A 26,109-nucleotide genomic window follows, 5' to 3' on the forward strand; every position below is an offset into this window, starting at 1 on the left:
GATCACCCGATATTGCAGGCTGCCAGCACCGCCATGTTCAGAATGTCATTGGTGGTGGAGGTGGTCGAGCAAATCTGGATCGGCTTGTCGATGCCGGAAAGGATCGGGCCGATCACGGTGGCACCGCCCATCTCCTGCATCAGCTTGACCGAGATCGAGGCCGAGTGGCGGGCAGGCACGATCAGGATGTTGGCCGGGCCGGTCAGTCGCTGGAACGGATAATACCGCTGCGCGCGCTCGTTCAGAGCCACATCGACGGTCATCTCGCCTTCGTACTCGAAATTGACACCGCGCTGGTCCAGGACGGTCGGAGCAACATGCATTTTTTCAGCCCGCTCCGACACCGGATAGCCAAAGGTCGAGAAGCTGACAAAGGCAACCCGCGGCTCAAGGCCCATGTGGCGGGCCACCACAGCTGCACGCTCCGCGATGTTGGCCAGGTGGTTTTCATCCGGCCATTCGTGCACCAGCGTGTCGCCGATCAGCACGATCCGGCCCTTGTGCAGCAGCGCGGTCACGCCGGCCACGCCGTGATCGGCATCCGCGTCGAACACATGGTTGATCCGGTCCAGCACATGCGCCGACTTGCGGGTTGCGCCCGTCACCAGCCCGTCTCCGTGCCCATGCGCCAGCATCAGGCTGGAGAACACATGCCGGTCGCGGCCCACCAAGCGGTGAATATCCTTGCGGTCAAACCCTTTGCGCTGCAGGCGGTTATACAGGAAATCCTTGTACATCTCGAAATGCGGCGTGTTGGCGGCGTTCACCACTTCCAGTTCACGCACGGCGTCACCCAGGCCGGCCTTTTCCAGCTTACCGCGCACGTCATCCGGCCGGCCCACGACCAGCGATTTGCCGAAACCGGAACGCTGGTACATCACTGCGGCACGCAAGGCCCGCGGATCGTCGCCTTCGGCGAAGATCATCCGGGACTGGGCAGAGCGTGCCCGGGCATTCAGGCCGCGCAGGATCGAAGCGGTCGGGTCCATTCGTGATTTCAGGCCGACCTCATAGGCGTCCATATCCACGATCGGGCGGCGCGCCGCACCGGTATCCATCCCCGCCTTGGCCACGGCCGGCGGAATCCGGTGGATCAGCCGCGGATCAAATGGTGTCGGGATGATGTAGTCGCGGCCAAAGGTCAGCGACTTGCCATAGGCCAGCGCTACCTCGTCCGGCACATCCTCGCGCGCCAGCGCCGCCAGCGCATGGGCGCAGGCGATCTTCATCTCGTCGTTGATAGCGCGGGCATGGATGTCCAGCGCGCCGCGGAACAGGTAGGGGAAGCCAAGAACGTTGTTCACCTGGTTCGGATAATCCGACCGGCCGGTGGCAACGATGGCGTCCACCCGCACTTCATGTGCCTCTTCCGGTGTGATCTCCGGATCCGGGTTGGCCATCGCAAAGATCACCGGATTGTCGGCCATGGAGGCGACCATTTCCTGGGTCACTGCACCTTTGACCGAAACGCCGAGGAACACATCGGCACCGCGCATCGCCTCTTCCAAGGTACGAAGATCGGTGCTGACGGCATGCGCCGATTTCCACTGGTTCATGCCCTCGGTGCGGCCTTGGAAGATCACGCCCTTGGTGTCGCAGACGATACAGTTTTCGTGACGCGCACCCATCGCCTTCAGCAGTTCGATACAGGCAATGCCTGCCGCGCCGGCACCGTTCAGAACGATCTTCACATCCTCGATCTTCTTGCCCGAAAGATGCAGCGCGTTGATCAGACCCGCGGCACAAATAACAGCAGTGCCGTGCTGGTCGTCGTGGAACACCGGAATGTCCATCTCTTCCTTGAGCTTCTGCTCAATGATGAAACATTCGGGCGCCTTGATGTCTTCCAGGTTGATGCCGCCAAAGGTCGGCCCCATCAGCTTGACCGCCTTGATGAATTCGTCCGGGTCTTCCGTGTCCAGCTCGATATCGATCGAGTTCACATCGGCGAACCGTTTGAACAGGACGGATTTACCTTCCATGACCGGCTTGGAGCCCAGTGCCCCCAGGTTTCCCAGGCCCAGCACGGCGGTACCGTTGGAGATCACCGCGACAAGGTTGCCCTTGTTGGTGTAATCGTAAACGGTTTCGGGGTTCTCCGCGATTGCCTCGCAAGGCACCGCAACCCCCGGAGAATAGGCCAATGACAAATCCCGCTGGGTGGTCATCGGGACGGTCGCGTTGATCTCCCATTTGCCCGGAGACGGCTCCAGGTGAAACGCCAGGGCTTCTTCGTCGGTGATCTTGTTCTTAGGCATCTATTCTCATGTCCTCTCCTCGTCGCCGACCGTCTTAGCCCAGCGCACGGCGCCCCTCAATCCGCGGTTTCAAGAATCTGTATCGCCAGATTTTAGAAAAAAGCGGCCAAAAGACGATAAATACCGTCAGGTTTTCGCCTTAAAGCAGACCTCCAGATGCTGTAATTTATTAATAGGTATTAACGCGCACCTGTGTTCCAGGTGGCGCTGAGGCCTGGAATTCATCGGCCTGCAGGCAACGCTCAGAACGGCGTTTGTCCGCCCGCAGTGCGGGCTTTGGATCAAAGGAAAAGCGAGGAATGATAAGCTTTCACAGCAATTCCGGTGCGATGGTCGCCTTGCAGACTTTGGGGGGTGTCAATAGCCAGCTGAATACCGTGCAAGACAGCATATCCACCGGCCAGAACGTGAACACAGCACAGGATAATGCAGCCCTTTGGGCGATCTCCGAGATGATGAATTCGGACCTTTCCGGGCTGCGGTCAGTTTCGGACACTTTGTCGCTGGGCGAGGCCACCGTGGCGGTTGCCTCCGCCGGTGCTGAGCAAATTACCGAAACACTGGCAGAAATGCGGTCGCTGGCGGTGATGGCCGCCAGCGGAATGGGCGACTTCAGCAAATTCGAAGATGCCCTGGCGAAGAAGACCGAAAAGATCAATTCGATCATTTCCGCCTCCGGCTTCAACGGGGTAAACCTCCTGAGAACCGACGTCGACGGCGCTGGCGGCACTTCCCTTATCGTCCCGTCCGGGCTGTCAGGAGGCGGCAGCCTTTCAACGCTCAGCGTTGATGGGGTGGACTTTGAAGGCAGCCCGCAGTTTGACCTCGGCAGCCGCACCGCGGTCACCGACGGCGCCAGCGCTCTGGCCGCATTGGGTGAGATCGAAGGCTTCCTGTCCTACGCGATCGACAGTTCGGCTGCGTTAGGGGCCGGCGCCAATCAGCTTGCTGCCCAAGGGCAATTCGTTGGCAAACTGTCGGACTCCATCACCCAAGGCGTCAGTTCGATGATCGACACCAGCATTGAAGAGGCCGCGGCCAAGCTGCTGGCCTTGCAGTCTCAGCAGCAACTGAGCAGCCTGTCGCTTTCTATCGTCAACACGATGCCTGACACGCTGCGCAATCTCTACTGACAGCAGGCTGCCGCCGGGACCGCTGGCGGCAGCCATATCCGGGTTTTCCTCGGCCCCCCCCCATTGTAGATGTCTTGCAAAGACGACCCCGGGGGACCTCCAATGACCGTAACGCCCATGATGGCGCAGTATCTCGAAATCAAGGAAGCACATGCGGATGCTCTGCTTTTCTACCGGATGGGCGATTTCTACGAGATGTTCTTTGAGGACGCGGTCAATGCTGCCGAGGCGCTGGACATCGCACTGACAAAACGCGGCAAGCACAACGGAGAGGACATCCCGATGTGCGGCGTGCCGGTCCATGCCGCCGAAGGGTATCTGCTGACCCTGATCCGCAAGGGGTTCCGCGTGGCGGTTGGCGAACAACTGGAAAGCCCGGCCGAGGCCAAGAAACGTGGGTCCAAATCGGTTGTGAAACGCGATGTGGTGCGTCTGGTGACCCCCGGCACCCTGACCGAAGATTCCCTGCTCGAAGCCCGCCGCCACAATTTCCTGGTCTCCTATTCCGAACTGCGCGACGACGCTGCGCTGGCCTGGGCCGATATCTCCACCGGCGCATTTCACGTGATGCAGGTTGCGCGGGTGCGCCTGTCTCCGGAACTGGCCCGCCTTGCACCTTCGGAACTGATCGTTGCCGACGGCCCGGGCTATGATGCCACCCGCCCGCTGGCCGATGAATATAAGATCCCTTTGACCCCCCTGGGCAAGGCGAGCTTTGACAGCACCGCCGCCGAAAAACGCATCTGCACCCTGTTCAACGTCAGCGCGCTGGACGGCTTTGGAACCTTCACCCGCGCCGAAGTCTCGGCGATGGGCGCGCTGATCGACTACTTAGAAATCACCCAGAAGGGCAAACTGCCTTTGCTGCAGCCGCCGCAGCAGGAGGCTCAGGAGCGGGTGGTGCAGATCGACGCCGCCACCCGCCGCAATCTTGAACTGACGCGGTCCCTGTCCGGCGGCCGTGCCGGCTCCCTGCTGTCCGTCGTAGACCGGACCGTCACCCCGGGCGGCGCCCGTCTGCTGGAACAGCGGCTGTCCAGCCCTTCGCGCAATCTGGGCACTATCCACCAGCGGCTGGCTGCCCTGGATTTTACCGTCGAAAATACGCGTACCGCCGAAGACCTGCGCACCGCGCTGCGCAAGACACCGGACCTCGACCGCGCGCTCTCGCGTCTCGCGCTGGAACGCGGCGGCCCCCGGGATCTGGCCGCCATACGCAACGGCTTGTCCCAGGCAGAGGTGATCGCCGGCCTCTGCTCCGGTATGGATCTGCCGGACCTGATGTCAGGTGCCTTGTCCGATCTTCAAGGCTTCGACGGTCTGCTGTCCCTGCTGGACGCCGCGCTTGTGGCAGAACCACCGCTGCTGGCCCGCGATGGCGGCTTCATTGCAGCAGGCTATGATCCGGAACTGGACGAGGCCCGCACCCTGCGCGACGAAGGCCGGTCGGTCATCGCCTCGATGCAAAAGAAATACGCAGAACACACCGGCGTCGGCTCGCTGAAGATCAAGCACAACAACGTGCTGGGCTATTTCATCGAAACGACAGCGACACACGCGGACAAGATGATGTCGCCGCCGCTGAACGAGACCTACATCCACCGACAGACCACAGCCAACCAGGTCCGGTTCACCACGGTAGAGCTGAGCGAGATCGAAACCCGCATCCTGAATGCAGGCAACCTGGCGCTGGAGATCGAAAAGCGGCTCTATGCAAGGCTTTCCAGCGCCATTCTGGACAATGCCGCGCGTCTCAACACTGCTGCGCGGGGGCTGGCAGAACTGGACCTGCTGACCGGGTTGGCCGACCTGGCCCGCGGTGAGAACTGGACCCGCCCCAAGGTCGACAACAGCCGGGCGTTTCACGTGGAAGGCGGCCGCCACCCGGTTGTGGAACAGGCCCTGCGCCAGCAAGGCGGAGAGACCTTCGTCGCCAACGACTGCGATCTGTCAGCGCAGGACGGTGCCGCTGTCTGGCTGCTGACCGGCCCCAACATGGCCGGTAAATCGACCTTCCTGCGCCAGAATGCATTGATTGCCCTGCTCGCCCAGATGGGCAGCTATGTCCCGGCTGAGGCCGCACATATCGGCCTGGTCAGCCAGCTGTTCAGCCGCGTCGGTGCCTCCGACGACTTGGCCCGCGGCCGCTCGACCTTTATGGTGGAAATGGTCGAGACCGCCGCGATCCTGAACCAGGCGGATGACCGGGCGCTGGTGATTCTCGACGAAATCGGCCGCGGCACCGCCACCTATGACGGCCTGTCCATTGCCTGGGCGACACTGGAGCACCTGCACGAGGTGAACCGCTCCCGCGCGCTGTTTGCCACCCATTACCACGAACTGACTCAGCTTGCCGCCAAGCTGGACGGCGTCGACAACGCCACCGTTGCGGTCAAGGAATGGGAGGGCGAGGTCATCTTCCTGCACGAAGTGCGCAAAGGCGCTGCCGACCGGTCCTACGGTGTCCAGGTGGCCCAGCTCGCCGGCCTGCCTGCCTCCGTTGTTGCACGTGCACGCGACGTACTCGACATGCTGGAACAAGGCAGCCGTGAAGGCGGGTCCAAGGTCCAGATAGACGACCTGCCTCTCTTCGCAGCAGCACCGCCGCAGCAGCCCAAGGCACCGGCGGGCCCCTCTCCGGCCGAAGAGCTCCTCGCCGGCATCCATCCCGACGACCTCTCCCCGCGGGAAGCGCTGGAGATGCTCTACAAGCTCAAAGAAGCGGCAGGTTAAGAAAAAGGCAGGCCCGAACCGGACCTGCCTTTTCATCTTTCAGAAGTTACTCCGGCCGTAGGCACAGGCCCGTCAGGGCCTGTCCGCGTCAGCTGGCCGGCGTCGAGGACACGCCAACCTGCGCGGCCCGCAACAGGCGGTCATGCAGCATAAAACCTTCCGCAGACACCTGGATGATGTCGCCCGCCTTGGTGCCCGGCACCGGCGCCTCGAACATCGCTTCGTGCACTTGCGGATCGAACTTGTCGCCCACTTCCGGCGACACAATCCGGATACCGTGCTTCTCGAACACCCCCAGCAGCGAGCGCATGGTCAGTTCCACGCCCTCGATCAGGGCGGCGGAAACTTCGCGCTGCTCGTCGGTTGCCGCTTCGATCGCGCGTTTCATGTTGTCATAGACCGGCAGCATGTCGCGGGCCAGTTTCGAACCGCCATACTGTTCCGCCTCGCGGCGTGCCTTGTCACCGCGCTTGCGAGCGTTTTCCGCATCCGCCAGCGCCCGCATAAAGCGGTCCTTCAGCTCATCCCGTTCCGCCCGGAGCGCATCGATTTCCAGCGAGGCATCATCAAATTCCTCGGTCTGCGCTGCCAGCTCTTCAGCTTCGGCGGCGGCGATGTCGTCCAGAAAGTCTTCGTCCTTGAGCTCTGCCATGTTTCACCTCTAACTCCGGTCGGACAACAGTTTGCCGACCAGCTGTGCCGTGTAGTCCACGATCGGCACAATCCGTCCGTAATTCAGGCGCGTCGGGCCAATCACCCCAACCGCACCGATGATCTTTCGATCCGCGTTCATATAGGGAGACACCACCAAAGAGGAACCCGAAAGTGAGAAAAGTTTGTTCTCCGACCCGATAAAAATGCGCACGCCTTCGCCATCCTCGGTCAGTTCCAGGAATTCGGCGATGTCCCGCTTGCGTTCCAAATCGTCAAACAGCGTGCGGATCCGCTCCAGCTCCTCTGCCGCACCGGTCTCGGCCAATAGATTCGCACGCCCGCGCACAATCAGCCTGGCTTGTTCGCTGCCTTCTTCCTCCCAAACCGCCAGCCCGCTTTCAATCATTGCGTGTGCGAGGCTGTCAATTTCCTGACGCCGGGCCGAGATCTCCTTTTGGATCTGCCGTTGCACCTCGCTCAGCGTTTTTCCTTCGATCAGCGCATTCAGGAAATTCGCCGCCTCCCGCATCGAACTGGGCGTCTGCCCCGGCGGCGGTGTGAACAGCCGGTTCTCCACATGCCCGTCAGAAAACACCAGGACCACCAGCGCCCTGTCATGCGCCAGGGAGACAAACTCGATATGCCTGATCTCCGCCTCATGCTTGGGTGTCAGCACCAGAGAGGCGCCCTGCGTCACGCCCGACAGCGCCGCACCAACGCGGTCCAGCATGCCCCCGACATCGCCCGCATTCCGGCCAAGCGTCGCATCGATCTTCTCGCGGTCATTTGCGTTGAGGTCGCCTACCTCCAGCAATCCGTCAACAAACATCCTGAGCCCCATCTGCGTGGGCACTCTGCCCGCGCTGACATGCGGGCTGTCCAGCAGGCCCAGATATTCCAGGTCCTGCATCACGTTGCGCACGGTGGCGGCACTGACCTTTTCGCTCAGCGACCGGGTCAGGGTGCGGCTGCCAACCGGATCGCCGCTCTCCAGATAGCTCTCCACCACAGCCCGGAACACCTCCCGGGAGCGGTCATTCAGGTCCTTCAGAATGTTGTTCGGATCGCTCATCAGCCTACCAGCATTTCTTCCAGTCTAAACATAGGAACCCAGCGCCAAAATGTCATTAAAGAGCACTTCGGGAAAAGGTCAATCGGGCTTGCATAGCCCCGCGTCCGGGGGATATCCCCAAGCCAACAGCAAAAGGATGTGCCATGCGACCCTCAGGACGAGAACTGAATGAAATGCGCCCTGTCTCGATCGAGACCGGCTTCACCAAACACGCCGAGGGCTCCTGCCTGATCAAGGCCGGCGACACCCATGTCCTGTGCACCGCCACCATCGAAGACCGTGTGCCGCCTTTTATCAAGGGTACCGGTCTCGGATGGGTTACCGCTGAATACGGGATGCTGCCCCGTGCCACCAATACCCGGATGCGCCGCGAGGCTGCCTCTGGCAAGCAAGGCGGCCGCACCGTGGAAATCCAGCGCCTGATCGGCCGTGCGCTGCGGGCCGGCGTCGACCGTGTTGCCCTGGGCGAACGCCAGATCACCGTCGATTGCGACGTGCTGCAGGCCGACGGCGGAACCCGCTGCGCCTCGATCACCGGCGGCTGGGTCGCCCTGCGTCTGGCCGTCAACAAGCTGATGAAGGCCGGCGACGTTCAGATCGACCCCCTGATCGACCCGGTTTCTGCCGTGTCCTGCGGCATCTATGCCGGCCAGCCGGTGCTGGACTTGGACTACCCCGAGGATTCCGAAGCCGGCGTCGACGGCAACTTTATCATGACCGGATCCGGCAAGCTGATCGAAGTGCAGATGTCTGCAGAAGGTTCCGTCTTCTCCCGTGATCAGATGAACCAGCTGATGGATCTGGCAGCCAAGGGTACCACTGAACTGGCAGAAATGCAGAAGGCCGCCTGCAGATGACCCGCAAACTGGAAGGCGGCAAGCTGCTTGTCGCCACCCACAACAAAGGCAAGCTGAACGAGATCACCGAAATCCTCGCACCCTTCGGCGTGGAGGTCATTGGCGCCGGCGAGATGAACCTGCCGGAACCGGAGGAAACCGAGGATACATTCGTTGGCAATGCCCGCATCAAGGCCCACGCCGCCGCCGCGGCAACCGGCCTGCCGGCCCTGTCCGATGATTCTGGCATCACCATCGACGCACTGAACGGCGCGCCCGGGGTCTACACTGCCGACTGGGCAGAAACACCCAGTGGCCGCGACTTCAAACTGGCGATGACCCGCGCCAACGACGAACTGGCCGCGGCCGGCCCTGAAGCTCCCCGCACTGCCCAGTTCCGCTGCACTCTGGTGATTGCCTGGCCAGACGGCCACGACGAGGTGTTCGAAGGCGTGATGCCGGGGCAGCTGGTCTGGCCGATCCGGGGAGAGCACGGCTTCGGCTATGATCCGATGTTCCAGCCGGACGGCTACAGCGTCACCTGCGCTGAGATGGACCCGGCGGAGAAGAACAAGATCAGCCACCGCGGCAAGGCGGTTGCGCAGTTCGTCCAGGGCTGTTTCGGTGGATGACTGGCGCAATGGGGGCTTTGGCCTTTACGTGCATTGGCCCTTTTGCCAGGCCAAATGCCCCTATTGCGATTTCAACAGCCATGTTTCGGCAAAAATAGACCAGAACCTATGGATTAGTGCCTATCTGCAAGAACTCGACAGACTCTCGGAACAGCTTCAGGGCCGTGTTCTGAACTCCATTTTCTTTGGCGGCGGCACCCCTTCCCTGATGCAGCCGGAAACCGTGGCCGCAGTCATTGAGCGCGCACGTGAAATCTGGCCTTTTGCCAATGACATAGAGATCTCTCTTGAAGCCAACCCCGGGTCAGTCGAGGCCGGACGCTTTGCAGGCTACCGCGGCGCAGGCGTGAACCGAATCTCCATGGGCATTCAGGCCCTGAACGACGAAGACCTGCGCCGGCTTGGCCGCATTCATAGCGTTGCAGAAGCCAAGGCAGCTTTCGACGTAGCCCGCAAATGTTTTGACCGCGTTAGCTTTGACCTAATCTACGCGCGCCAGGGACAGACATTAGAAGCTTGGCAGGCAGAGCTGCGCGAAGCACTTTCCATGGCAATTGACCACCTGTCTCTTTACCAGCTCACAATCGAGGAAGGCACCGCCTTCGGCGACCGCTACGCGCGCGGCAAACTGCGCGGCCTGCCAGAAGATGACACCGCCGCGGACATGTACCAGGCCACCCAGGAAATCTGCGCCGGGTTCGGCATGGCCGGCTATGAAATCTCCAACCACGCCAAACCGGGCGCGGAATCCCGCCACAACCTGATCTACTGGCGCTATGGCGACTATGCCGGCATCGGCCCGGGCGCCCATGGGCGTCTGACTTTGAATGGCCAGCGTTATGCCACCGAAACCCATCTGGCGCCCGGGGCCTGGCTGAATGCGGTGAGCAAGGGCAGCGGAGAATCCCTGCGCGAGCTTCTGAACAGGGAAGATGCTGCGGCTGAATACCTCATGATGGGGATGCGCCTGTCCGAAGGTCTGGATATGGCACGCTACAACCAGCTTTCAGGCCACAAACTACCGGAAGACCGGCTGGATGACCTTGCACAAATGGGTATGGTGACTATCTCTGACCAGAGGCTTCGCGCGACTGACCAGGGCCGCGCGGTATTGAATGCGGTACTCCGCGAACTCTTGATGGATTGAAGCAATGCGTTTCCTCTACGCCGGCCTTGGACTGTTTTGCGTCGCTCTGGCCGTCATCGGCATTGTTCTCCCCCTGCTCCCCACCGTCCCATTCCTGCTGCTCGCGGCGTTCTTCTTCGCCAACTCCTCAGAGCGCCTGCATAACTGGATCGTCGCCCACAATGTGTTTGGTCCGATGATCATGGATTGGCGCGATCATGGCGCCATCCGGCCGGGCGCAAAAAAGGCGGCAACCCTGTCGATTGCCGCCGTCTTTGGCCTGTCTCTGCTGCTGGGTGCCCCGGGTCACGTTCTGGGGATTCAAGCAGTGGTTCTGTCCGCCGTGCTTATCTTCATCTGGACCCGGCCTAACGGCTGAGCAGATTGCACAGTTCATCCAGCTGATCCAGGGACTCGTAGCTGATCGTCACCGCGCCCGCCTCACCGCCAGGTTTATGGTCGATCGAGACTTTCATTTTCAGCATCGCTGACAGGTCGCCTTCCAGCGCCCGGGTGTCGGCATCCTTTTCCGGCGCCTTGCGCGCTTTCTTTGCGCCGCCTGACTGGATACCCGCGGCATCCTTCTTGACCAATGCTTCAGTCGCACGGACAGACAGGCCGCCTTTCACAATCTTGGTTGCAAGTTCCGAAGCATTATCGGACGTGATCAGAGCCCGCGCATGGCCTGCCGACAACTTCCGCTCCTGCACCAGGATCTGGACATCTTCCGGCAGATGCAAAAGCCGGACCAGGTTGGCAATGTGGCTGCGGCTTTTGCCGAGCGCTTCTGCCATCTTTTCCTGGGTATGGCCGAACTTTTCCATCAGCTGCTTGTAGCTCTGCGCCTCTTCCATCGCGTTCAGATCGGAGCGCTGGATGTTTTCGATGATGGCAACTTCCATCATCTCCAGGTCAGAGTAGTCCCGGATCAGCACCGGAACTTCATGCAGCTGGGCAGCCTGTGAAGCCCGCCAGCGGCGTTCCCCGGCTACAATCTCGTATTTTCCACCAGGCCTTGGCCGCACGATCAGCGGTTGCAGGACGCCCTTCTCCTTGATGGAGGCCGTCAGATCATCCAGATCTTCCTGCAGGAACTGCCGGCGCGGCTGGTTCGGGTTGGCAATCACATTTTCAATGGGCACCAGAATTTCTGCATTGCGGGGTGCCTCAGCCTGCGTGCTTACTGGCGCAGGGTTCACATCTGCCATCAATGCCGACAACCCCCGGCCAAGCCCGCGCGGTTTTGTCTTTTTCTCTGCCATGGTTGCCTCCGGTTAGTGTTCTTCATTTACGCTGCTATCTTGTGATGCTTATTCAGGAGTTCTTCTGCCAGAGCCCGGTATGCCTGTGCGCCGAGGGAGTTTGTGTCATAGTTCAGAACCGGCTGCGCATAAGACGGGGCTTCGCTGACCCGGACGTTGCGCGGAATCTTCGTCTGGAACACAAGGTCTCCAAGATTATCCCGGGCATCCTGTTCAACCTGCTGGGACAGGTTGTTTCTCCGGTCGAACATGGTCAGAACGATCCCCTCGATCCGAAGATTGGGATTTGCCGACTGGCGCACTTCGCGAATGGTGAGCATCAACTGCGTCACCCCTTCCAAGGCGAAAAACTCGCTCTGCAAAGGGACCAGGACAGAATGCGCGGCAACCATTGCGTTGACAGTCAGCAAGTTCAGGGACGGCGGGCAATCGATCAGCACATAGTCCCAGTCGTATTCGTCCATAGCCGTTTGCCTTAGCGCGTCATGCAGCAGAAAGCTCCGCTTTTCATTGGTGAACAGCTCAATATCTGCAGAACTCAGATCAACAGTTGCCGGTATGATGCACAGGTCCTCGATCTCTGTTTGGCGGATAACGTCCTGGAGAGACGCGTCTTCCACCAGGAGATCATAGGAGGTGAGATCCCGCTCAGACGGTTCTATTCCCAATCCTGTCGAAGCGTTGCCTTGCGGATCGAGGTCCACCACCAGCACGCGCAGACCGCATTCAACCAAAGCCGCGGCAAGGTTAATTGCCGTTGTTGTCTTCCCCACCCCGCCCTTCTGATTTGCGACCGCGATGATACGAGGCCCCTCAGGGCGGGAATAATCAGACACGTTCAACTCCCCAGATTTTCAGGATAACTGCTTCGGGCTCAGTCAGACTTTTAACGGGTTCCACTTCGAACCGCCATCGCTGCCGCGCGTTATCCACTTCTTTTTTCCAGTTCTGCCCCTTTGGAAAAAGCGCGACGCCATCCTCCGCAAGATGCCGCTGCGAAAACTCCAGAAGGTCAGAAAGATCCGCCAAGGCGCGCGCCGACAAGACCCCTGCCCCCTGAGGATCCACCTTTTCGATCCGGTCGGAAACAACCCTGACGGCTGCGCCACATTCCCGCGCCGCACTACGGAGAAATGCTGATTTCCGCTGATCGCTTTCAATGAGGGTCACTTCCATGTCCGGCGCTTCCTCGGCAGCCATCAAAGCAACGATAAGGCCGGGAAATCCTCCACCGCTGCCGATATCCACCCAGCGGGAGGGCGCCGGAGCACAGCGGAAGATTTGGACGGAGTCAGCTATATGCCGGGTCCAGAGGTGCTCCAGGCTGGACCGTGATACGAGGTTGATCTTTGGGTTCCACTTCCGTATTACGCCCTCAAACAGCTCCAGGCGCCCCATTGTTTCACGTGAAACATTGAGCGCCTTCCACAATCCACTGTTGATCATGCAGATTTCTCCTGCCGGACCTTGTCCTTTCGCAGCCGCGCGAGGATCAGCGCCAAGGCCGCCGGCGTCATGCCTTCAATCCGGGCAGCCTGCGCAAGTGTCTCCGGGCGGGCCTGCTTCAGTTTTTGCTGGATCTCATTCGACAATCCCTCAATCCCCTCATAGACGAAGTCACCGGGGATCCGGTGCCCTTCATCACGCTTCAGCGCGGAAACCTCCCGTTCCTGGCGCGTGATATAGTTCGCATAAAGCGCGTCACGCTCGAGTTGCCGGCAGATATCCAGAGAAACGGTATTTAACCCGGGCATAAGCGGCAGCAAATCTTCGAAGCTCACGTCAGGGAACGCAAGAACATCCAGCCCGGTTCGGCGGTTGCCGTCTTGATTGATCCGTATTCCGGCCTCGGAAATCTGTTTCGGTGTGAACGTCTGTGCTTCCAGAACTTCCCGCGCGGCCGACAATTGCTCGCTCTTATCCAGAAAGGCGCGTCGGCGCTCCTCTCCAACGCAGCCCAGGTCAATCGCCATTGGCGTCAGCCTCTGATCTGCATTGTCGGCACGCAGGGACAGCCGGAACTCCGCCCGGGACGTAAACATCCGGTATGGCTCGGCGACACCGTTTGTGGTGAGATCATCGATCATCACCCCGATATAGCTATTGGCCCGGCTGAAAGTCACTGGTTGTTCACCTTTTGCTCGGAGCGCAGCGTTCAGGCCGGCAACAAGACCTTGCGCCGCGGCTTCCTCATAACCGGTAGTTCCGTTGATCTGGCCGGCGAGATACAGCCCCGGGATATCCTTCAGAGCAAGATCCAACTGCAGCGCGCGGGGATCGACGTAATCATATTCGATTGCGTAACCGGGCTGCAGGATGACCGCGTTCTCCAGGCCTCTGATCGACCTGACATAGGCCTCCTGAATGTCCTGCGGCAGGCTGGTTGAAATGCCGTTCGGGTATACCGTGTGGTCCGACACTCCCTCCGGCTCGAGGAATATCTGATGAGAGTCCTTGTCAGAAAACCGGACGATCTTGTCCTCGATTGATGGGCAATAACGCGGCCCGACCCCCTCAATATGGCCGCCATACATGGCCGACCGCCCCAGATTACGGCGGATAATCTCATGGGTTTCCGCGTTAGTGTGGGTAATACCGCAAGATACCTGCTGAGTTTGGAGCGACTTCGTCAGAAATGAGAAGAACACCGGATCATCATCGCCGGGCTGAGCGTCCAGAATATCCCAATTGATTGTGCGCCCGTCCAGCCGCGGCGGCGTACCGGTTTTCAGCCGGCCCAGCGGCAGTTCAAAACTGTCCAGCCGCTCCGCCAGCCTCACGGACGGCTTATCCCCCATCCGTCCGCCTGGTTTGGACACATCCCCGATATGAATAACGCCACGGAGGAAGGTTCCGGATGTCAGAATCACTGCTTTTGCGGGGATCTCGCTGCCATCCGCCAGAATCACGCCGGCGACCTGGCCACCCGCCATGAGGAAGTCCGTGACCTCCCCTTCGACAATATCCAAATCCCGCTGCGCTTCCGTCAGACGCAGCATTTCCTGCCGGTAAATTTTTCTGTCAGACTGAGCACGCGGCCCCTGTACCGCCGGCCCCTTGCGGCGGTTCAGCAAGCGGAACTGAATACCGGCGCGATCGGCGACGCGGCCCATCACCCCGTCCATGGCGTCGATTTCCCGCACAAGATGCCCCTTGCCAAGGCCGCCGATGGCCGGATTGCAGGACATCACCCCGATACCGCCCCGGTAAAGCGTCACCAGTGCGGTGGCGGCTCCCATCCGCGCGGACGCATGAGCAGCCTCGGTGCCGGCGTGGCCGCCGCCAACTACAACAACGTCGTACGATGAATGTTTCACGTGAAACACTCCTTCACTTTCCCAGACAGAAACTAGAGAAAATCTCATCCAGGAGATTTTCAACCCCAATGCGGCCCACCAGCATTTCAAGGGCCCGGATGGCTGAACGCATCTCTTCAGCAGCAATATCATAGAACTCAGGGCCGCGCTTCAGAATTTCCTGCGCTTCTCTGAGGCTGACAGCAGCGGACAGCATTGCGTCCCGGTGGCGGGCCCTTGTGGCGATGCCGGCCTGGGCCGAGCGCGCCTTCAGAACCTTAGACACATGATCAACCAGACGATCGACCCCCTGCCCCGAACGGCCGGAGATTGCGCCGCCGGCGTCCGGCCGCAAATCTGCCTTTGGACGCAACCGGATATCCCCCTGGCGCATTTCGACATCCAGGACCTCGCCATCTTCGGCCAGGAAGACGCGAAGATCAGCATCTTCCGCCCGACGGCGGGCCAGGGCAATACCGATCCCCTCAACATGGTCTTCGGTATCCCGCAGGCCGGCGGTGTCGAGCAGGGTAACCGGCAGCCCCGCCAGGTCCATGCGGACTTCGATGATGTCCCGGGTAGTTCCGGCGTATTCCGACGTGATGGCGGCTTCCCTGCCGGCAAGCGCGTTCAGCAGCGTGGACTTCCCGACATTGGGGGCGCCGACGATCGCAACTTCAAAACCGGTTCGGATCCGTTCGGCTATCCTGACGCCGGCAGTCTCCCGGTCCAAGCCGGCTTGGACTTCTGCCAAAAGCGCTGTGACCTCAGGTGTTACGTCGACAGGCACCTCTTCGTCTGCGAAGTCAATGGTTACTTCGATCAGAGAGGCCGCCCTGATCAACTTTTCGCGCCAGGCCTCTGCCTCTTTTCCAAGCCCGCCGGCGAGAATAACTTGCGCCTGCTTGCGCTGTGCCTCGGTCTCCGCGTCTATAAGATCGGCCAGACCCTCGACCTGTGCCAGATCCAGATTGCCGTTTTCCAGGGCGCGGCGGGTGAATTCACCCGGCTCGGCCATCCTTAGCCCATCGATTCGCCCAAGCGTTTCAAGCAAGGCGGAAACAACCGCTGTGCTTCCATGTGTTTGAAATTCAACGGTATTTTCACCTGTGAAGCTGCTGGGAGCAGTAAAGCTCAGGACCAGAGCCTCGTCCAGGCGTTCACCTGATTCGTCTTGCAGGATTCGCAGGCTGGTGCCCCGCGCCGGCAGATCGCCGCCGCAAAGCTGCGCGCCGGCAGCAAGCGCCAAAGGGCCGGAGACGCGGATCACCGCGACCCCGGCCTTCCCTTGTGCGGAGGCCAGCGCAAAGATCGTGTCCATGGGGTGGCCTTTCTCTCTTGCCGGCCCGGATCAGGTGTTCATCGAGTCGAAGAACTCGGAATTCGACTTGGTCTGCTTCAGCTTGGACAGCAGGAACTCGATGGCGTCGGTGGTACCCATCGGGTTCAGGATCCGGCGCAGAACAAAGGTCTTTGCCAGATCGCCCTTGTCGACCAGCAAGTCCTCTTTCCGGGTGCCGGATTTGAGAATGTCGATTGCCGGGAACACGCGTTTGTCGGCAATCTTGCGGTCCAGAACGATCTCCGAGTTGCCGGTGCCTTTGAATTCTTCAAAGATCACCTCGTCCATGCGCGAGCCGGTGTCGATCAGCGCAGTGGCGATAATGGTGAGCGATCCACCCTCTTCGATATTCCGCGCGGCACCAAAGAAACGTTTGGGGCGCTGCAGAGCATTTGCATCGACACCGCCGGTCAGAACTTTACCCGAGGACGGCACAACTGTGTTAAACGCTCTACCAAGTCTTGTGATGGAGTCGAGAAGAATCACAACATCTCGCTTGTGCTCCACCAGCCGCTTGGCCTTTTCGATGACCATTTCGGAAACCGCAACGTGGCGTGTCGCCGGCTCGTCGAAAGTGGAGGATACGACCTCCCCCTTCACCGAGCGCTGCATGTCCGTTACCTCTTCCGGGCGTTCGTCGATCAGCAGGACGATCAGATAGCATTCCGGGTGGTTCTTTTCGATCGAATGGGCAATGTTCTGCAGGATCACCGTTTTACCGGTCCGCGGCGGCGCCACGATCAGCGAACGCTGGCCCTTGCCGATCGGTGCAACCAGGTCGATCACCCGGGCAGAGCGGTCCTTGATGGTCGGATCCTCGATCTCCATCTTCAGGCGCTCATCCGGGTAAAGCGGCGTCAGGTTGTCAAAGGCGATCTTGTGGCGGGCCTTCTCAGGCTCCTCGAAGTTGATCTTGGTGACATTTGTCAGCGCGAAATAGCGCTCAGTCTCCAACGGCGCCTTGATCTGGCCTTCGACCGTGTCACCGGTGCGCAGGGAATACTGGCGGATCATGTCGGGGGAGACATAGATATCATCCGGGCCAGGCAGATAGTTTGCTTCCGGAGAACGCAGGAAACCGAAGCCGTCCTGCAGCACTTCCAGCACACCGTCGCCGCCGATGTCCCAGCCTTCATCCGCGCGTTCCCGCAGGATCTGGAACATCATCTCGCCCTTGCGCATGGTCGAGGCGTTTTCGATCTCAAGCTCCTCGGCCATCGCCAGCAGCGCTTTTGGGCTTTTCGCCTTGAGATCGGACAGATTCAGGGATTGCACGGTCATATAGATACGGCCTCTACTCCCCGCTTACCCGGGGGTCGGTCACACGACAGGTTTGGAAAACACGGTTGCCCGGACGGGCCCGCTGAGAGCCATACATAGGGACTCGTTTCAGATGAGTCAAACGCCGGCTGCAAACGTTTCGCAGCCACAGCCCCCACCCCAGCACCGCTGCGTCAGAATTTGAAGATGACCGAGATCACAATCACCGCCATCAGGACCGTCGGCACCTCGTTCATCATCCTGAACTGCCGCCCCGTCAGCGTATTGCGTCCATCTTTGAAATCCCGGTGGCGAAACAGCAGCCAATGATGAAACCAGGTCATCGCGATAACGGACACGCCCTTGGTCCAGGGCCACAGATAGCTCCAGTCGACAATGCCGGGGGTCAGCACGATGAACAGCCCTGCGGCCCAGGAGACATACATTGCCGGGCGCATGATGATCCTGAGAAGCTTTTCTTCCATGGTCAGGAAGATCGGCAAAGCCTCCTGAACCTTCTCTGCCTGCTCCACGTGATACACATACAGACGGGGGAGATAGAATAGACCGGCCATCCAGCTGAGCACCGCCATGATGTGCAGCGACTTGGCATATGGGTAGAGCGTGAACATCAGATCGCTCAGGTCCATGGGCTGTTCTCCCCGGTCAGATCGGACCACCCTAATAAATAAAGAAATATTAGAAGGATGATGTTTTTGTAGTGTGCGTGGATTCCAGTGGATAACTGAATCTTCCTTCGCTTATCCCCAGCAGGGATAAGATTCCAGCGCACATGGGACAGAAGCCGCGAAAATTTCCTTACCGTCTTGTAAACAAGGCTTGTTAAGGTGCGGTTTACCAATCTGAACTTGGGGATAACGCCGGGATGATCCGGGGAGAGCCGGCATATCCACGGATTCAAAGTTATCCTGACTCACAAAGGACGACTCAGCCGGCTGAATCCTGAGATTTGCGTCAACCCCTGGAGTCTTTACTTAACCGCGGAAAACCATACAAAACGTCCTGAAACGATCTGCTTCTTTCCCACGGGGTTTTCCACATGACTGCCCACATTGTGCTGGCCTCCGGCTCCGAAATCCGGGCGCATCTGCTGCGCCAGGCGGGCATAGAATTCGACTGCGATGTTCCGCGCCTGGACGAGGATGCGATCAAATCGGCGCTGCTGGCCGAAGAAGCGCCGCCGCGGGACATCGCCGATGCGCTGGCAGAGGCGAAAGCGCGCAAGATCAGCGGCAAACACCCGGGAAGACTGGTGCTGGGCTGTGATCAGGTGCTTGATTTCGAAGGAAGTCTTTTATCCAAACCCGCCAGCGCAGAAGAAGCGCTGCGCCAGCTCCAGGCGATGCGCGGCAAACGCCACATGCTGCTGTCCGCGGCCGTGATTTACCGGGACGGCGAACCCATATGGCGGCATGTCGGGCAAGTCCGCCTGGTGATGCGTAAATGCTCTGACACCTATCTGGCGGATTATGTCAGTCGGAACTGGGACAGCATCCGCCACGCCGTTGGCGCGTATAAGCTGGAGGAGGAAGGTGTCCGGTTGTTCGCCAGTATCGACGGCAGCTACTTTAATGTCTTGGGATTGCCGCTTATGGAGCTTATCAGTTACCTGGGTCTTCAAGGGGTGATTGAGCAATGACAGAAGCAAGAATCCCGCTCGCCGGCGTTATTGGCTGTCCTGTCGCGCATTCCAAATCCCCGCAGCTTCATGGCCACTGGCTGAAGACGTATGGCATTGCAGGCCATTATGTTCCGATGCAGGTGGAGCCGGATGACCTGGCTGAAACCATCCAGGCGATGCCAAAGATGGGTTTCGTTGGCGCCAATGTCACCATTCCGCATAAGGAAGCGGTGATGGAGATCGCCGGCAAGGTGACGGACCGGGCTAAACTGATAGGTGCCGCCAACACACTGATCTTCCGCGAGGATGGAACGGTCATGGCCGACAATACCGACGGCTATGGATTCATCACCAACCTGCATCAGGGGGCACCGGACTGGGATCCGCAGACTGGACCTGCCGTCGTGCTGGGCGCTGGCGGGGCCTGCCGGGCCGTTGTCGCCTCGCTGTTGGAGGCCGGCGTGCCGGAAATCCTGCTGTCCAACCGCACCCGCGGCCGCGCTGATCAGCTGCACAAGGACTTCGGCGACCGGGTCAAAGTGGTGGAATGGGTTCAGGCCGGAAATGTCATCGAAGAAGGTGCGCTGATCGTGAACACCACCTCGCTTGGCATGGTGGGCAAGCCGCGTCTGCGGGTTCCATTGGACGGCCTGCAGCCAAGCGCGGTGGTGACCGACCTTATCTATGCGCCATTGAAAACCGATCTGTTGCAAACGGCAGAGGACGCGGGTTGCACCGTGGTCGACGGGCTGGGCATGCTGCTGCACCAGGCGGTGCCTGGGTTTGAGCGCTGGTTCGGCCACCGCCCGGAAGTTGACGCTGCCACGCGGGAAGCGGTGCTCGGATGAGTTTCAGCCTTGGCCTCACCGGCTCCATCGGCATGGGCAAAAGCACTACGGCCCAGCTATTCGCTGCGCAAGGCTGCGCGGTCTGGGACGCGGATGCAGCGGTGCACCGGCTTTATGGCAAGGGGGGCGCTGCGGTTCAGCCTATGCAGGCGGCCTTTCCTGAGGCGGTAGAGAATGGCGAGGTCAGCCGCACCGCGCTGAAGCGGATAATCGGTAACGATCCGGAGGCGCTGAAGCGCATCGAGGCCATCGTGCATCCGCTGGTCGCTCAGGACCGGGCGGCGTTCCGGGCAACGGCCCAAAGCGACATTCTGGTGTTCGACATCCCGCTGCTGTTTGAAACTGGCGGCTATGCGGAAATGGATGCGGTGGCCTGCGTGACAGTGGATGCACAGACCCAGCAACAGCGGGTTCTTGCCCGCGGCACGATGACGGTTGAGCAATTCCGGCATATTCTGCAGAAACAGATACCGATCGAGGAGAAACTCTCCCGCGCCGACTATGTGATCGAGACAGATACGCTCGACCATGCCGTCGCACAGGTGGCAGAGATCCTCGCAGATATCAGGAGCAAGCTGGGCCATGCGTGAAATCGTTCTCGATACCGAAACCACCGGGTTTGATCCGTTTTCCGGGGACCGGATCGTCGAGATCGGCGCGGTGGAACTCTACAACCATATGCCGACCGGGGAAACGTTTCACGTTTACATCAACCCGGAACGGTCAATGCCGGCTGAGGCTTTTTCTGTCCATGGTATCGGCCCGGACCTGCTGGAACCGCCGCAGAAACCCGAACCCGGTGCGGTAACGCTGCGCGACAAGCCGGTCTTTGCCAAGGTCGGCCAGAAGTTCCTGGACTTTGTGCAGAATTCCAAGCTGGTCATTCACAATGCCAGCTTTGACATGAAATTCCTGAATGCGGAACTCGACTGGATGGGGCTGCCCAAATTGCCGATGGAACAGGCCATCGATACGCTGGCGATGGCGCGCCAGCGGTTTCCGGGCTCGCCGGCGACGCTGGATGCGCTCTGCCGCCGGTTCAATATCGACAACTCCAACCGAACCCTGCACGGGGCGCTTCTTGACTCCGAAATCCTTGCGGATGTCTATCTGGAGCTGATCGGCGGGCGGCAGCCCGATTTTGGCCTGTCAACGCAGACCTCCTCTGCAGGCAATGCGCAGGTGGAAGACGACTGGCGCCCTGCCCCGCGGCAGTCTCCGCTGCCGCCGCGGATCACCGCGGAAGAACTGGCATCACATGAGGCGTTTGTCGAAAAAATGGGCGACGGCGCTTTGTGGAAAGCGTCATGAGCTTTAAGAAAGCCGCCAAAGAAAAACGCCGCTGAATTTCAGCGGCGTTTTCTGTTTCAAAGGATTGACACCTTACTGCGGCGTTGCCGCAGCCGCAGCCTCTTGCTGGCGGCGGGCCAGTTCGTTGCGGTAGATCCCGACAAAGTCGATGTTGTCCAGGTTCAGCGGCGGGAAGCCGCCGTCGCGGGTCACGTCGGACACGATGCGGCGCAGGAACGGGAAGGTCATGCGCGGGCACTCGATCAGCAGGAACGGATGCAGCTGATCCTCCGGCACGCCGACGATGTTGAAGACGCCGACATATTCCAGCTCCAGCACGAACAAGACGTTGCCGCTTTCCTTGTTTTTGGACTCGACGGTCAGTTTGGTGACAACCTCATACTGGTTCTCGGCCGAGCGCTTTTTCGCATCCAGATTCACCTGCACGCTGACGTCGGGCTGAACCTCGCCGCCGGTGCCTTTCTGCGCCATCACGTTTTCGAACGACATGTCGCGGATGAACTGGGCCAGAACGTTCATCTGGACTTGCGGCTGCTGCTGGGCTTCGCCGTTTTCGGCCATCGGGATACTCCTGAAAATATGCTTTGGACCGTGCTTAACAGCTTGGTCCGGCCAGCTCAACGGGGCCCGTCGACCCAGCCCGACGGGCCGCTGGGCCGCTGTCCTGGCGTCACATCTTCGTAATCGCCGTCGATGATGTCATCCGGCCTGCCGGCGGTGCCGGGATAGTGCCGGCCCTGCATGCTGCCTGGCCCCATCTGGAACTGCGCCACAGTGACACGGGCGCGAATGTAGCGGTAGACCGCCAGCCGCACGGGCGGCGCCAGCAGGAGAAAGCCGGCGGCATCGGTGAAGAAGCCCGGGGTCAGCAGCAATGCGCCAGCAAACAGGATCATCGCCCCATGGGCCAAAGGTTCCGCCGGATCCGACAATTGCTGGAAGGATGACCGCAGCTGACCCATTGCCATGCGCCCCTGGGTCTTCACCAGCCAGGTGCCCAGCACTGCGGTCAGCACCACGATGGCCAGTGTCGGCCACAGGCCGATGGCGCCGCCGACTTGAATAAACAAAGCAATTTCAATGATGGGAACCATCAGAAAGGCCAGGAAGAGATACATGAGGGTTTCCTTGCGATCATACACCCGGGCGGTAGACTTGCCCCCGCCCGTCACCTACATAAGACCTGACCGCTTTGGTTTCAAACAAAGCACGAACGCCTAGCATGAGGTATCCATGGAGTCGCCTGTGATTCAGCTTTTGGTTCTGGCCGGTATCGCCGTGTTTCTGATCCTGCGCTTGAAAAGCGTTCTGGGAACACGCGAAGGTTTCGAGAAACCGCCGCTGCCGAAGTCGGAAGCCAAGAGCCGCCGCCCGGATCTGGAAGTGATCGAAGGCGGCCCTGACCGCGACATCACGGATTATGTTGAAGAAGGCAGCACGCAGGCTCAGGCCCTGGCTGCGATGAAACGGGCTGAGCCCTCGTTCCAGGTGCAGGATTTCGTTCAGGGTGCCCGCGGCGCCTATGAGATGATCCTGATGGGGTTCGAACACGGCAATCTGGATGATATCCAGCCGTTCCTGGCGGAGGATGTGTTCGAAAGCTTCGTGGACGCCGTCGCACAGCGCGAAGACCAGGGTTACAAGATCGAGGCCGAATTCATCGGTGTGCGTGAAACTACCCTGTCCGATGCACGGTTTGACGCGCAGTCCGGGCGTGCGGAAATCACCATGCGTTTCGTGGGAGAGCTGACCTCGGTCGTGCGTGACCGCGGCGGTGACATCGTCGAGGGCGACCCCAAGGCGGTCAAACGCCAGAAGGACACCTGGGTTTTTGCCCGCACCATGGGCAGCGACGATCCCAACTGGCAGCTTGTCGCGACGGACGCATGATTGCGGCGCTTCGGGGGGCACTTGGGGCGGCTGCAATTGCAGGTGCCGCGATGACCGCCTCCGGGGCGCAATCCGAGACCGTGTCCAGCATACTGGACTTTGCCCAGCTGGATGGCTGGGCAGAGGATGATCATGCTGCAGCGCTGAAGGTCTTTCTGGAAACCTGCCTGGACCTTAAAGATCCTGACTGGGCGGCGCTGTGCAACGCTGCGCGATCCCAATCACCAGACGGTGCGCGGGCGTTTTTTGAGCTGTTTTTCCGCCCGGTGCTGATCGAGGACGGCAGCCCTGCCCTGTTCACCGGCTATTTCGAACCTGAACTGAACGGCTCGCGCTATCCCACTGGCCGCTTCCGCTATCCGGTCTACAAGATGCCGCCGGAAGCACGCAGCACTGATCTTTGGCTGCCGCGGCGGGACATTCTGACCGGAGGCGTGATGCGGGGCCGCGGGCTGGAGATTGCCTGGGTGGATGACCCGGTGGAGCTGTTCTTTTTGCAGATCCAGGGCTCTGGCCGGATCCGCCTGCCCGACGGGTCGACCATTCGCGTGGGGTACGGCGGGGCCAATGGCCACCCTTACAAGTCCATTGGCAAGGAACTGGTGCGCCGCGGCGTTTATAATGCCCACCAGGTGAGCGCGCAGGTGATCAAATCGTGGGTGCGGCGAAACCCGGCGGACGGCAAGGAGCTGCTGTTCCACAACCCGTCCTATGTGTTTTTCCGCGAGGTGCGCAAAGTGGCGGCGTCCAAGGGGCCGCTTGGCGCGATGAACCGCTCGGTCACACCAATGCGAACCATTGCCGCTGATCCGGCCTACACCCCGCTGGGCGCACCGGTTTGGGTGGAAAAGGACGGGCACATGCCGCTGCGCCGGCTGATGGTGGCGCAGGATACCGGTTCCGCGATCAAAGGGGCGCAGCGGGCCGACATCTTTGTCGGAACAGGCGACGACGCCGGTGAAGCCGCCGGCACGATGAAAGACCCGGGACGGATGGTTGTGCTGCTGCCGATCCAGCGGGCCTATGCGATGCTGCCGGAAGATCTTTGAATGACACGGCGCAAACTGACAGGAGATGAAATCGACCTCTGGCACAAGGTCGTGAAGCACACCGAGCGGCTGCACCCGGGTGCGCATTCCACTCCGCCAGCCCTGCCGATGCCGAAACCCAAACCGGTCAAGCAGCCAGAGCCGCGCCTGGCGCCGTTCAAGGTCGGAAGCAATGCCAAACCCAAGCCGGTGAAACACGACCTGAAGCCGTCGATTGCCCGCAACCTGGCCAGTGATCCGCTGCAGATGGACGAAAAGGCCTTCCGCCGGATGAAGCGCGGCAAGATCAGGCCGGAAGGCAAGCTGGACCTGCATGGCATGCGGATCGACACCGCGCATCCTGCGCTTACACGCTTCATCCTGTCGGCGCAGGCCTCTGGAAAGCGGCTGGTGCTGGTGGTGACCGGCAAAGGCAAGGACCGGGATGAACCGGGCCCGATGCCGGTGCCGCGCGGAGTGCTGCGCCACAAGGTGCCTCAGTGGCTGGCCTTGCCGCCGCTGTCGCAAGCGGTGATGCAGGTCACGCCGGCCCATGTCAGCCATGGCGGTGAAGGCGCCTACTACGTTTACCTCCGGCGCTGCCGCTGAGGGCTGTCATCTGTTGTCGGATGGCGGGAGTGCCAGCGCCACGGCAATGACGTTGTCCCGGACTATGATCTGGCCGGGCAGAATCCTGCGAAGCCCGTCCTGATCCCTCTCGAACGACTCTGTCGTTTCCCGGGCCCCCTTTAGCAGGGCCAGCAGCGCCGGCGAGGTCGCAGCAACAAAATGCTGCGATTCAGCTTCATCGGCAAATGCAGTGGTATCGATGACTTCTACCGGCAGTTCGCTGATTTCATCTATATTATTCAGATTGCCCAGCCGCGCGCGCCCGTCCAATCCGCGCAGACGTTGAGACAGGGTCAGAACGTTGTCTTTTTGCGATACGAAGATCACAAAAGGCTGCGGTACTTTGGCAAAGCGCTGCATCTGCGATTTGAACACGTCAACATCCAGGTCCGGTGACATCAGCACAACGCCGCCAAGGTTGCCGGCAGCCCAGCCGGGGGTCTTGATTTCAATCTGCCGCAGAGCCTCCATGGTCAGCAGGCCTCCCATGGAATGCGCAACCACGACAACCCGCCCGGCACCGGATGCACCCAGCTTGCGCAGCAGCATTTCCAGCCCGTCCCGGGCAAACAGAACGCTGTCTCCGTCGTAAGCATAGCCAAGCGCCTTGCCTTTGCTGGGCCAGGAATAGATCACTGTTGCGCCGGGAACATTGATGTCGTGGGTCAGCTGTGCGGCCCGGAACGCAGTCTCTGCCTGGGTGGAATTGAATCCATGCACAAAAACCGTGACGTCCCGCTCGCCGGCGGGAAATTTGGCCAGCTCCTGACGCAGCCTAGTGGAAAAGGCCGCTTCACTTTCGAATTTCCTGCGCCCGGCCATGGTGAACTCGGTAGTGGGATCCGGGTCCCCATAACCGAACTTCAGCGAGCCGGGCTTGTGTTCCGGCGGAATGGAGACCGTAAGTTCCAGAAGGCTGAATCCGTCGGTTCTCTCTGACCCGTATGTGCCATCCGGCAGCGGTTCGCGGTTTGTGGCGGCAAAGACGGTTTTCGGGGTGCCGATCTTCAAGGCGCTGGGGACTGTCGGCGAGAAGGACCTGTCCGCACAGCCCGCCAGTCCGATCAGTAGAAAAACGCAAACCGCGCGCAGGACCTGCTTCATGTTTGCCCCCAAATTCAAATGGCGGCAGGCTATCCGACCTGCCGCCATTGTC

At 60.4% G+C, this 26,109-nt stretch carries 26 protein-coding genes; 13 read left to right on the plus strand and 13 right to left on the minus strand.

Going from position 1 to position 26,109, the window contains the following annotated elements; all coding sequences use genetic code 11:
* Positions 1-2: 2 nt before the first annotated feature.
* A complete protein-coding gene (locus LHL23_RS14935; protein WP_226430474.1) occupies positions 3-2,258 on the minus strand; it encodes an NADP-dependent malic enzyme in 2,256 nt (751 codons plus the stop codon).
* A 299-nt stretch (positions 2,259-2,557) separates the two neighbouring features.
* On the opposite strand from LHL23_RS14935, the gene LHL23_RS14940 reads away from it, so the two are divergent.
* Both LHL23_RS14940 and mutS read left to right on the plus strand, forming a co-directional pair.
* A complete protein-coding gene (locus LHL23_RS14940) occupies positions 2,558-3,391 on the plus strand; it encodes a flagellin (RefSeq protein ID WP_226430475.1) in 834 nt (277 codons plus the stop codon).
* Between the two features lie 102 nt (positions 3,392-3,493).
* On the plus strand, positions 3,494-6,124 hold the full coding sequence (gene mutS, locus LHL23_RS14945) for a DNA mismatch repair protein MutS (RefSeq protein WP_226430476.1): 2,631 nt from the start codon (positions 3,494-3,496) through the stop codon (positions 6,122-6,124).
* Positions 6,125-6,212: 88 nt separating this feature from the next.
* On the opposite strand, the gene LHL23_RS14950 is transcribed toward mutS, so the two are convergent.
* Together LHL23_RS14950 and hrcA are read right to left on the minus strand one after the other, a co-directional pair.
* The gene (locus LHL23_RS14950) at positions 6,213-6,776 is read right to left on the minus strand and encodes a nucleotide exchange factor GrpE (RefSeq protein WP_222476870.1); all 564 of its coding nucleotides are present in this window, start codon (positions 6,774-6,776) and stop codon (positions 6,213-6,215) included.
* Between the two features lie 9 nt (positions 6,777-6,785).
* On the minus strand, positions 6,786-7,850 hold the full coding sequence (hrcA, locus tag LHL23_RS14955) for a heat-inducible transcriptional repressor HrcA (protein ID WP_222476869.1): 1,065 nt from the start codon (positions 7,848-7,850) through the stop codon (positions 6,786-6,788).
* A gap of 143 nt (positions 7,851-7,993) precedes the next feature.
* Between hrcA and rph the strand changes: the two genes are divergently transcribed.
* Genes rph through LHL23_RS14975 form a run of 4 tightly spaced genes read left to right on the plus strand, consistent with a single transcriptional unit; the run spans position 7,994 to position 10,823 of the window.
* On the plus strand, positions 7,994-8,707 hold the full coding sequence (rph, locus tag LHL23_RS14960) for a ribonuclease PH (protein WP_226430477.1): 714 nt from the start codon (positions 7,994-7,996) through the stop codon (positions 8,705-8,707).
* A complete protein-coding gene (rdgB, locus tag LHL23_RS14965) occupies positions 8,704-9,318 on the plus strand; it encodes an RdgB/HAM1 family non-canonical purine NTP pyrophosphatase (RefSeq protein ID WP_222476867.1) in 615 nt (204 codons plus the stop codon). Before rph ends, rdgB begins: the two co-directional genes overlap by 4 nt.
* Complete coding sequence (gene hemW, locus LHL23_RS14970) at positions 9,311-10,465, plus strand: radical SAM family heme chaperone HemW (RefSeq protein ID WP_226430478.1); 1,155 nt, start codon at positions 9,311-9,313, stop codon at positions 10,463-10,465. Before rdgB ends, hemW begins: the two co-directional genes overlap by 8 nt.
* 4 nt (positions 10,466-10,469) lie before the next feature.
* On the plus strand, positions 10,470-10,823 hold the full coding sequence (locus LHL23_RS14975) for a YbaN family protein (protein ID WP_174145228.1): 354 nt from the start codon (positions 10,470-10,472) through the stop codon (positions 10,821-10,823).
* Here the strand turns inward: LHL23_RS14975 and LHL23_RS14980 are convergent.
* The 7 genes from LHL23_RS14980 to LHL23_RS15010 all read right to left on the minus strand — a co-directional run bounded on the left by LHL23_RS14980 (position 10,813) and on the right by LHL23_RS15010 (position 18,254).
* Positions 10,813-11,706 (minus strand): ParB/RepB/Spo0J family partition protein, encoded by an 894-nt coding sequence (locus tag LHL23_RS14980; RefSeq protein ID WP_226430479.1) that lies wholly within the window; start codon positions 11,704-11,706, stop codon positions 10,813-10,815. The genes LHL23_RS14975 and LHL23_RS14980 overlap by 11 nt on opposite strands.
* A gap of 26 nt (positions 11,707-11,732) precedes the next feature.
* Positions 11,733-12,542, minus strand: a complete 810-nt coding sequence (locus LHL23_RS14985) for a ParA family protein (RefSeq protein WP_226430480.1) — start codon at positions 12,540-12,542, stop codon at positions 11,733-11,735.
* Positions 12,535-13,152 carry a 16S rRNA (guanine(527)-N(7))-methyltransferase RsmG gene (rsmG, locus tag LHL23_RS14990; RefSeq protein ID WP_226430481.1) on the minus strand — a complete coding sequence of 206 codons (618 nt, stop codon included), beginning with the start codon at positions 13,150-13,152 and terminating at the stop codon, positions 12,535-12,537. The genes LHL23_RS14985 and rsmG overlap by 8 nt, the downstream gene beginning before the upstream one ends.
* Positions 13,149-15,023 (minus strand): tRNA uridine-5-carboxymethylaminomethyl(34) synthesis enzyme MnmG, encoded by a 1,875-nt coding sequence (mnmG, locus tag LHL23_RS14995; protein ID WP_226430482.1) that lies wholly within the window; start codon positions 15,021-15,023, stop codon positions 13,149-13,151. The genes rsmG and mnmG overlap by 4 nt, the downstream gene beginning before the upstream one ends.
* Before the next feature lie 13 nt (positions 15,024-15,036).
* Positions 15,037-16,323, minus strand: coding sequence for a tRNA uridine-5-carboxymethylaminomethyl(34) synthesis GTPase MnmE (gene mnmE / locus LHL23_RS15000; protein WP_226430483.1), 1,287 nt, complete (start codon positions 16,321-16,323; stop codon positions 15,037-15,039).
* A 30-nt stretch (positions 16,324-16,353) separates the two neighbouring features.
* Positions 16,354-17,625: a transcription termination factor Rho gene (gene rho / locus LHL23_RS15005; RefSeq protein WP_174145217.1), complete on the minus strand. Its 1,272-nt coding sequence runs from the start codon at positions 17,623-17,625 to the stop codon at positions 16,354-16,356.
* A gap of 173 nt (positions 17,626-17,798) precedes the next feature.
* Positions 17,799-18,254: a CopD family protein gene (locus LHL23_RS15010; protein ID WP_222476854.1), complete on the minus strand. Its 456-nt coding sequence runs from the start codon at positions 18,252-18,254 to the stop codon at positions 17,799-17,801.
* 410 nt (positions 18,255-18,664) lie between these two features.
* On the opposite strand from LHL23_RS15010, the gene LHL23_RS15015 reads away from it, so the two are divergent.
* From LHL23_RS15015 to dnaQ, 4 genes are read left to right on the plus strand one after another with little or no spacing between them, the layout of a single operon-like run.
* Positions 18,665-19,264, plus strand: a complete 600-nt coding sequence (locus LHL23_RS15015; protein ID WP_226430484.1) for a Maf family protein — start codon at positions 18,665-18,667, stop codon at positions 19,262-19,264.
* Complete coding sequence (locus LHL23_RS15020) at positions 19,261-20,094, plus strand: shikimate dehydrogenase (protein WP_226430485.1); 834 nt, start codon at positions 19,261-19,263, stop codon at positions 20,092-20,094. Before LHL23_RS15015 ends, LHL23_RS15020 begins: the two co-directional genes overlap by 4 nt.
* On the plus strand, positions 20,091-20,684 hold the full coding sequence (gene coaE / locus LHL23_RS15025) for a dephospho-CoA kinase (RefSeq protein WP_226430486.1): 594 nt from the start codon (positions 20,091-20,093) through the stop codon (positions 20,682-20,684). Before LHL23_RS15020 ends, coaE begins: the two co-directional genes overlap by 4 nt.
* Positions 20,677-21,405, plus strand: a complete 729-nt coding sequence (gene dnaQ, locus LHL23_RS15030; protein WP_226430487.1) for a DNA polymerase III subunit epsilon — start codon at positions 20,677-20,679, stop codon at positions 21,403-21,405. Before coaE ends, dnaQ begins: the two co-directional genes overlap by 8 nt.
* Before the next feature lie 72 nt (positions 21,406-21,477).
* Here dnaQ and secB read toward each other — a convergent pair whose 3' ends face one another.
* Complete coding sequence (secB, locus tag LHL23_RS15035; RefSeq protein WP_226430488.1) at positions 21,478-21,966, minus strand: protein-export chaperone SecB; 489 nt, start codon at positions 21,964-21,966, stop codon at positions 21,478-21,480.
* A 56-nt stretch (positions 21,967-22,022) separates the two neighbouring features.
* Positions 22,023-22,523, minus strand: a complete 501-nt coding sequence (locus tag LHL23_RS15040) for an FxsA family protein (protein ID WP_226430489.1) — start codon at positions 22,521-22,523, stop codon at positions 22,023-22,025.
* Between the two features lie 115 nt (positions 22,524-22,638).
* On the opposite strand from LHL23_RS15040, the gene LHL23_RS15045 reads away from it, so the two are divergent.
* From LHL23_RS15045 to LHL23_RS15055, 3 genes are read left to right on the plus strand one after another with little or no spacing between them, the layout of a single operon-like run.
* The gene (locus LHL23_RS15045; RefSeq protein ID WP_222476844.1) at positions 22,639-23,295 is read left to right on the plus strand and encodes a Tim44/TimA family putative adaptor protein; all 657 of its coding nucleotides are present in this window, start codon (positions 22,639-22,641) and stop codon (positions 23,293-23,295) included.
* Positions 23,292-24,344 (plus strand): murein transglycosylase A, encoded by a 1,053-nt coding sequence (gene mltA / locus LHL23_RS15050; RefSeq protein ID WP_226430490.1) that lies wholly within the window; start codon positions 23,292-23,294, stop codon positions 24,342-24,344. The genes LHL23_RS15045 and mltA overlap by 4 nt, the downstream gene beginning before the upstream one ends.
* Positions 24,345-24,932, plus strand: coding sequence for a Smr/MutS family protein (locus LHL23_RS15055; RefSeq protein WP_226430491.1), 588 nt, complete (start codon positions 24,345-24,347; stop codon positions 24,930-24,932). It abuts the gene before it with no gap.
* Positions 24,933-24,938: 6 nt separating this feature from the next.
* Here the strand turns inward: LHL23_RS15055 and LHL23_RS15060 are convergent, their stop codons facing one another.
* Positions 24,939-26,057, minus strand: a complete 1,119-nt coding sequence (locus tag LHL23_RS15060; RefSeq protein ID WP_222476834.1) for an alpha/beta hydrolase — start codon at positions 26,055-26,057, stop codon at positions 24,939-24,941.
* Positions 26,058-26,109: the final 52 nt, after the last annotated feature.

It is taken from the genome of Leisingera sp. McT4-56 (assembly GCF_020514995.1).
GTDB classification, from domain to species: Bacteria; Pseudomonadota; Alphaproteobacteria; order Rhodobacterales; family Rhodobacteraceae; genus Leisingera; species Leisingera aquaemixtae_A.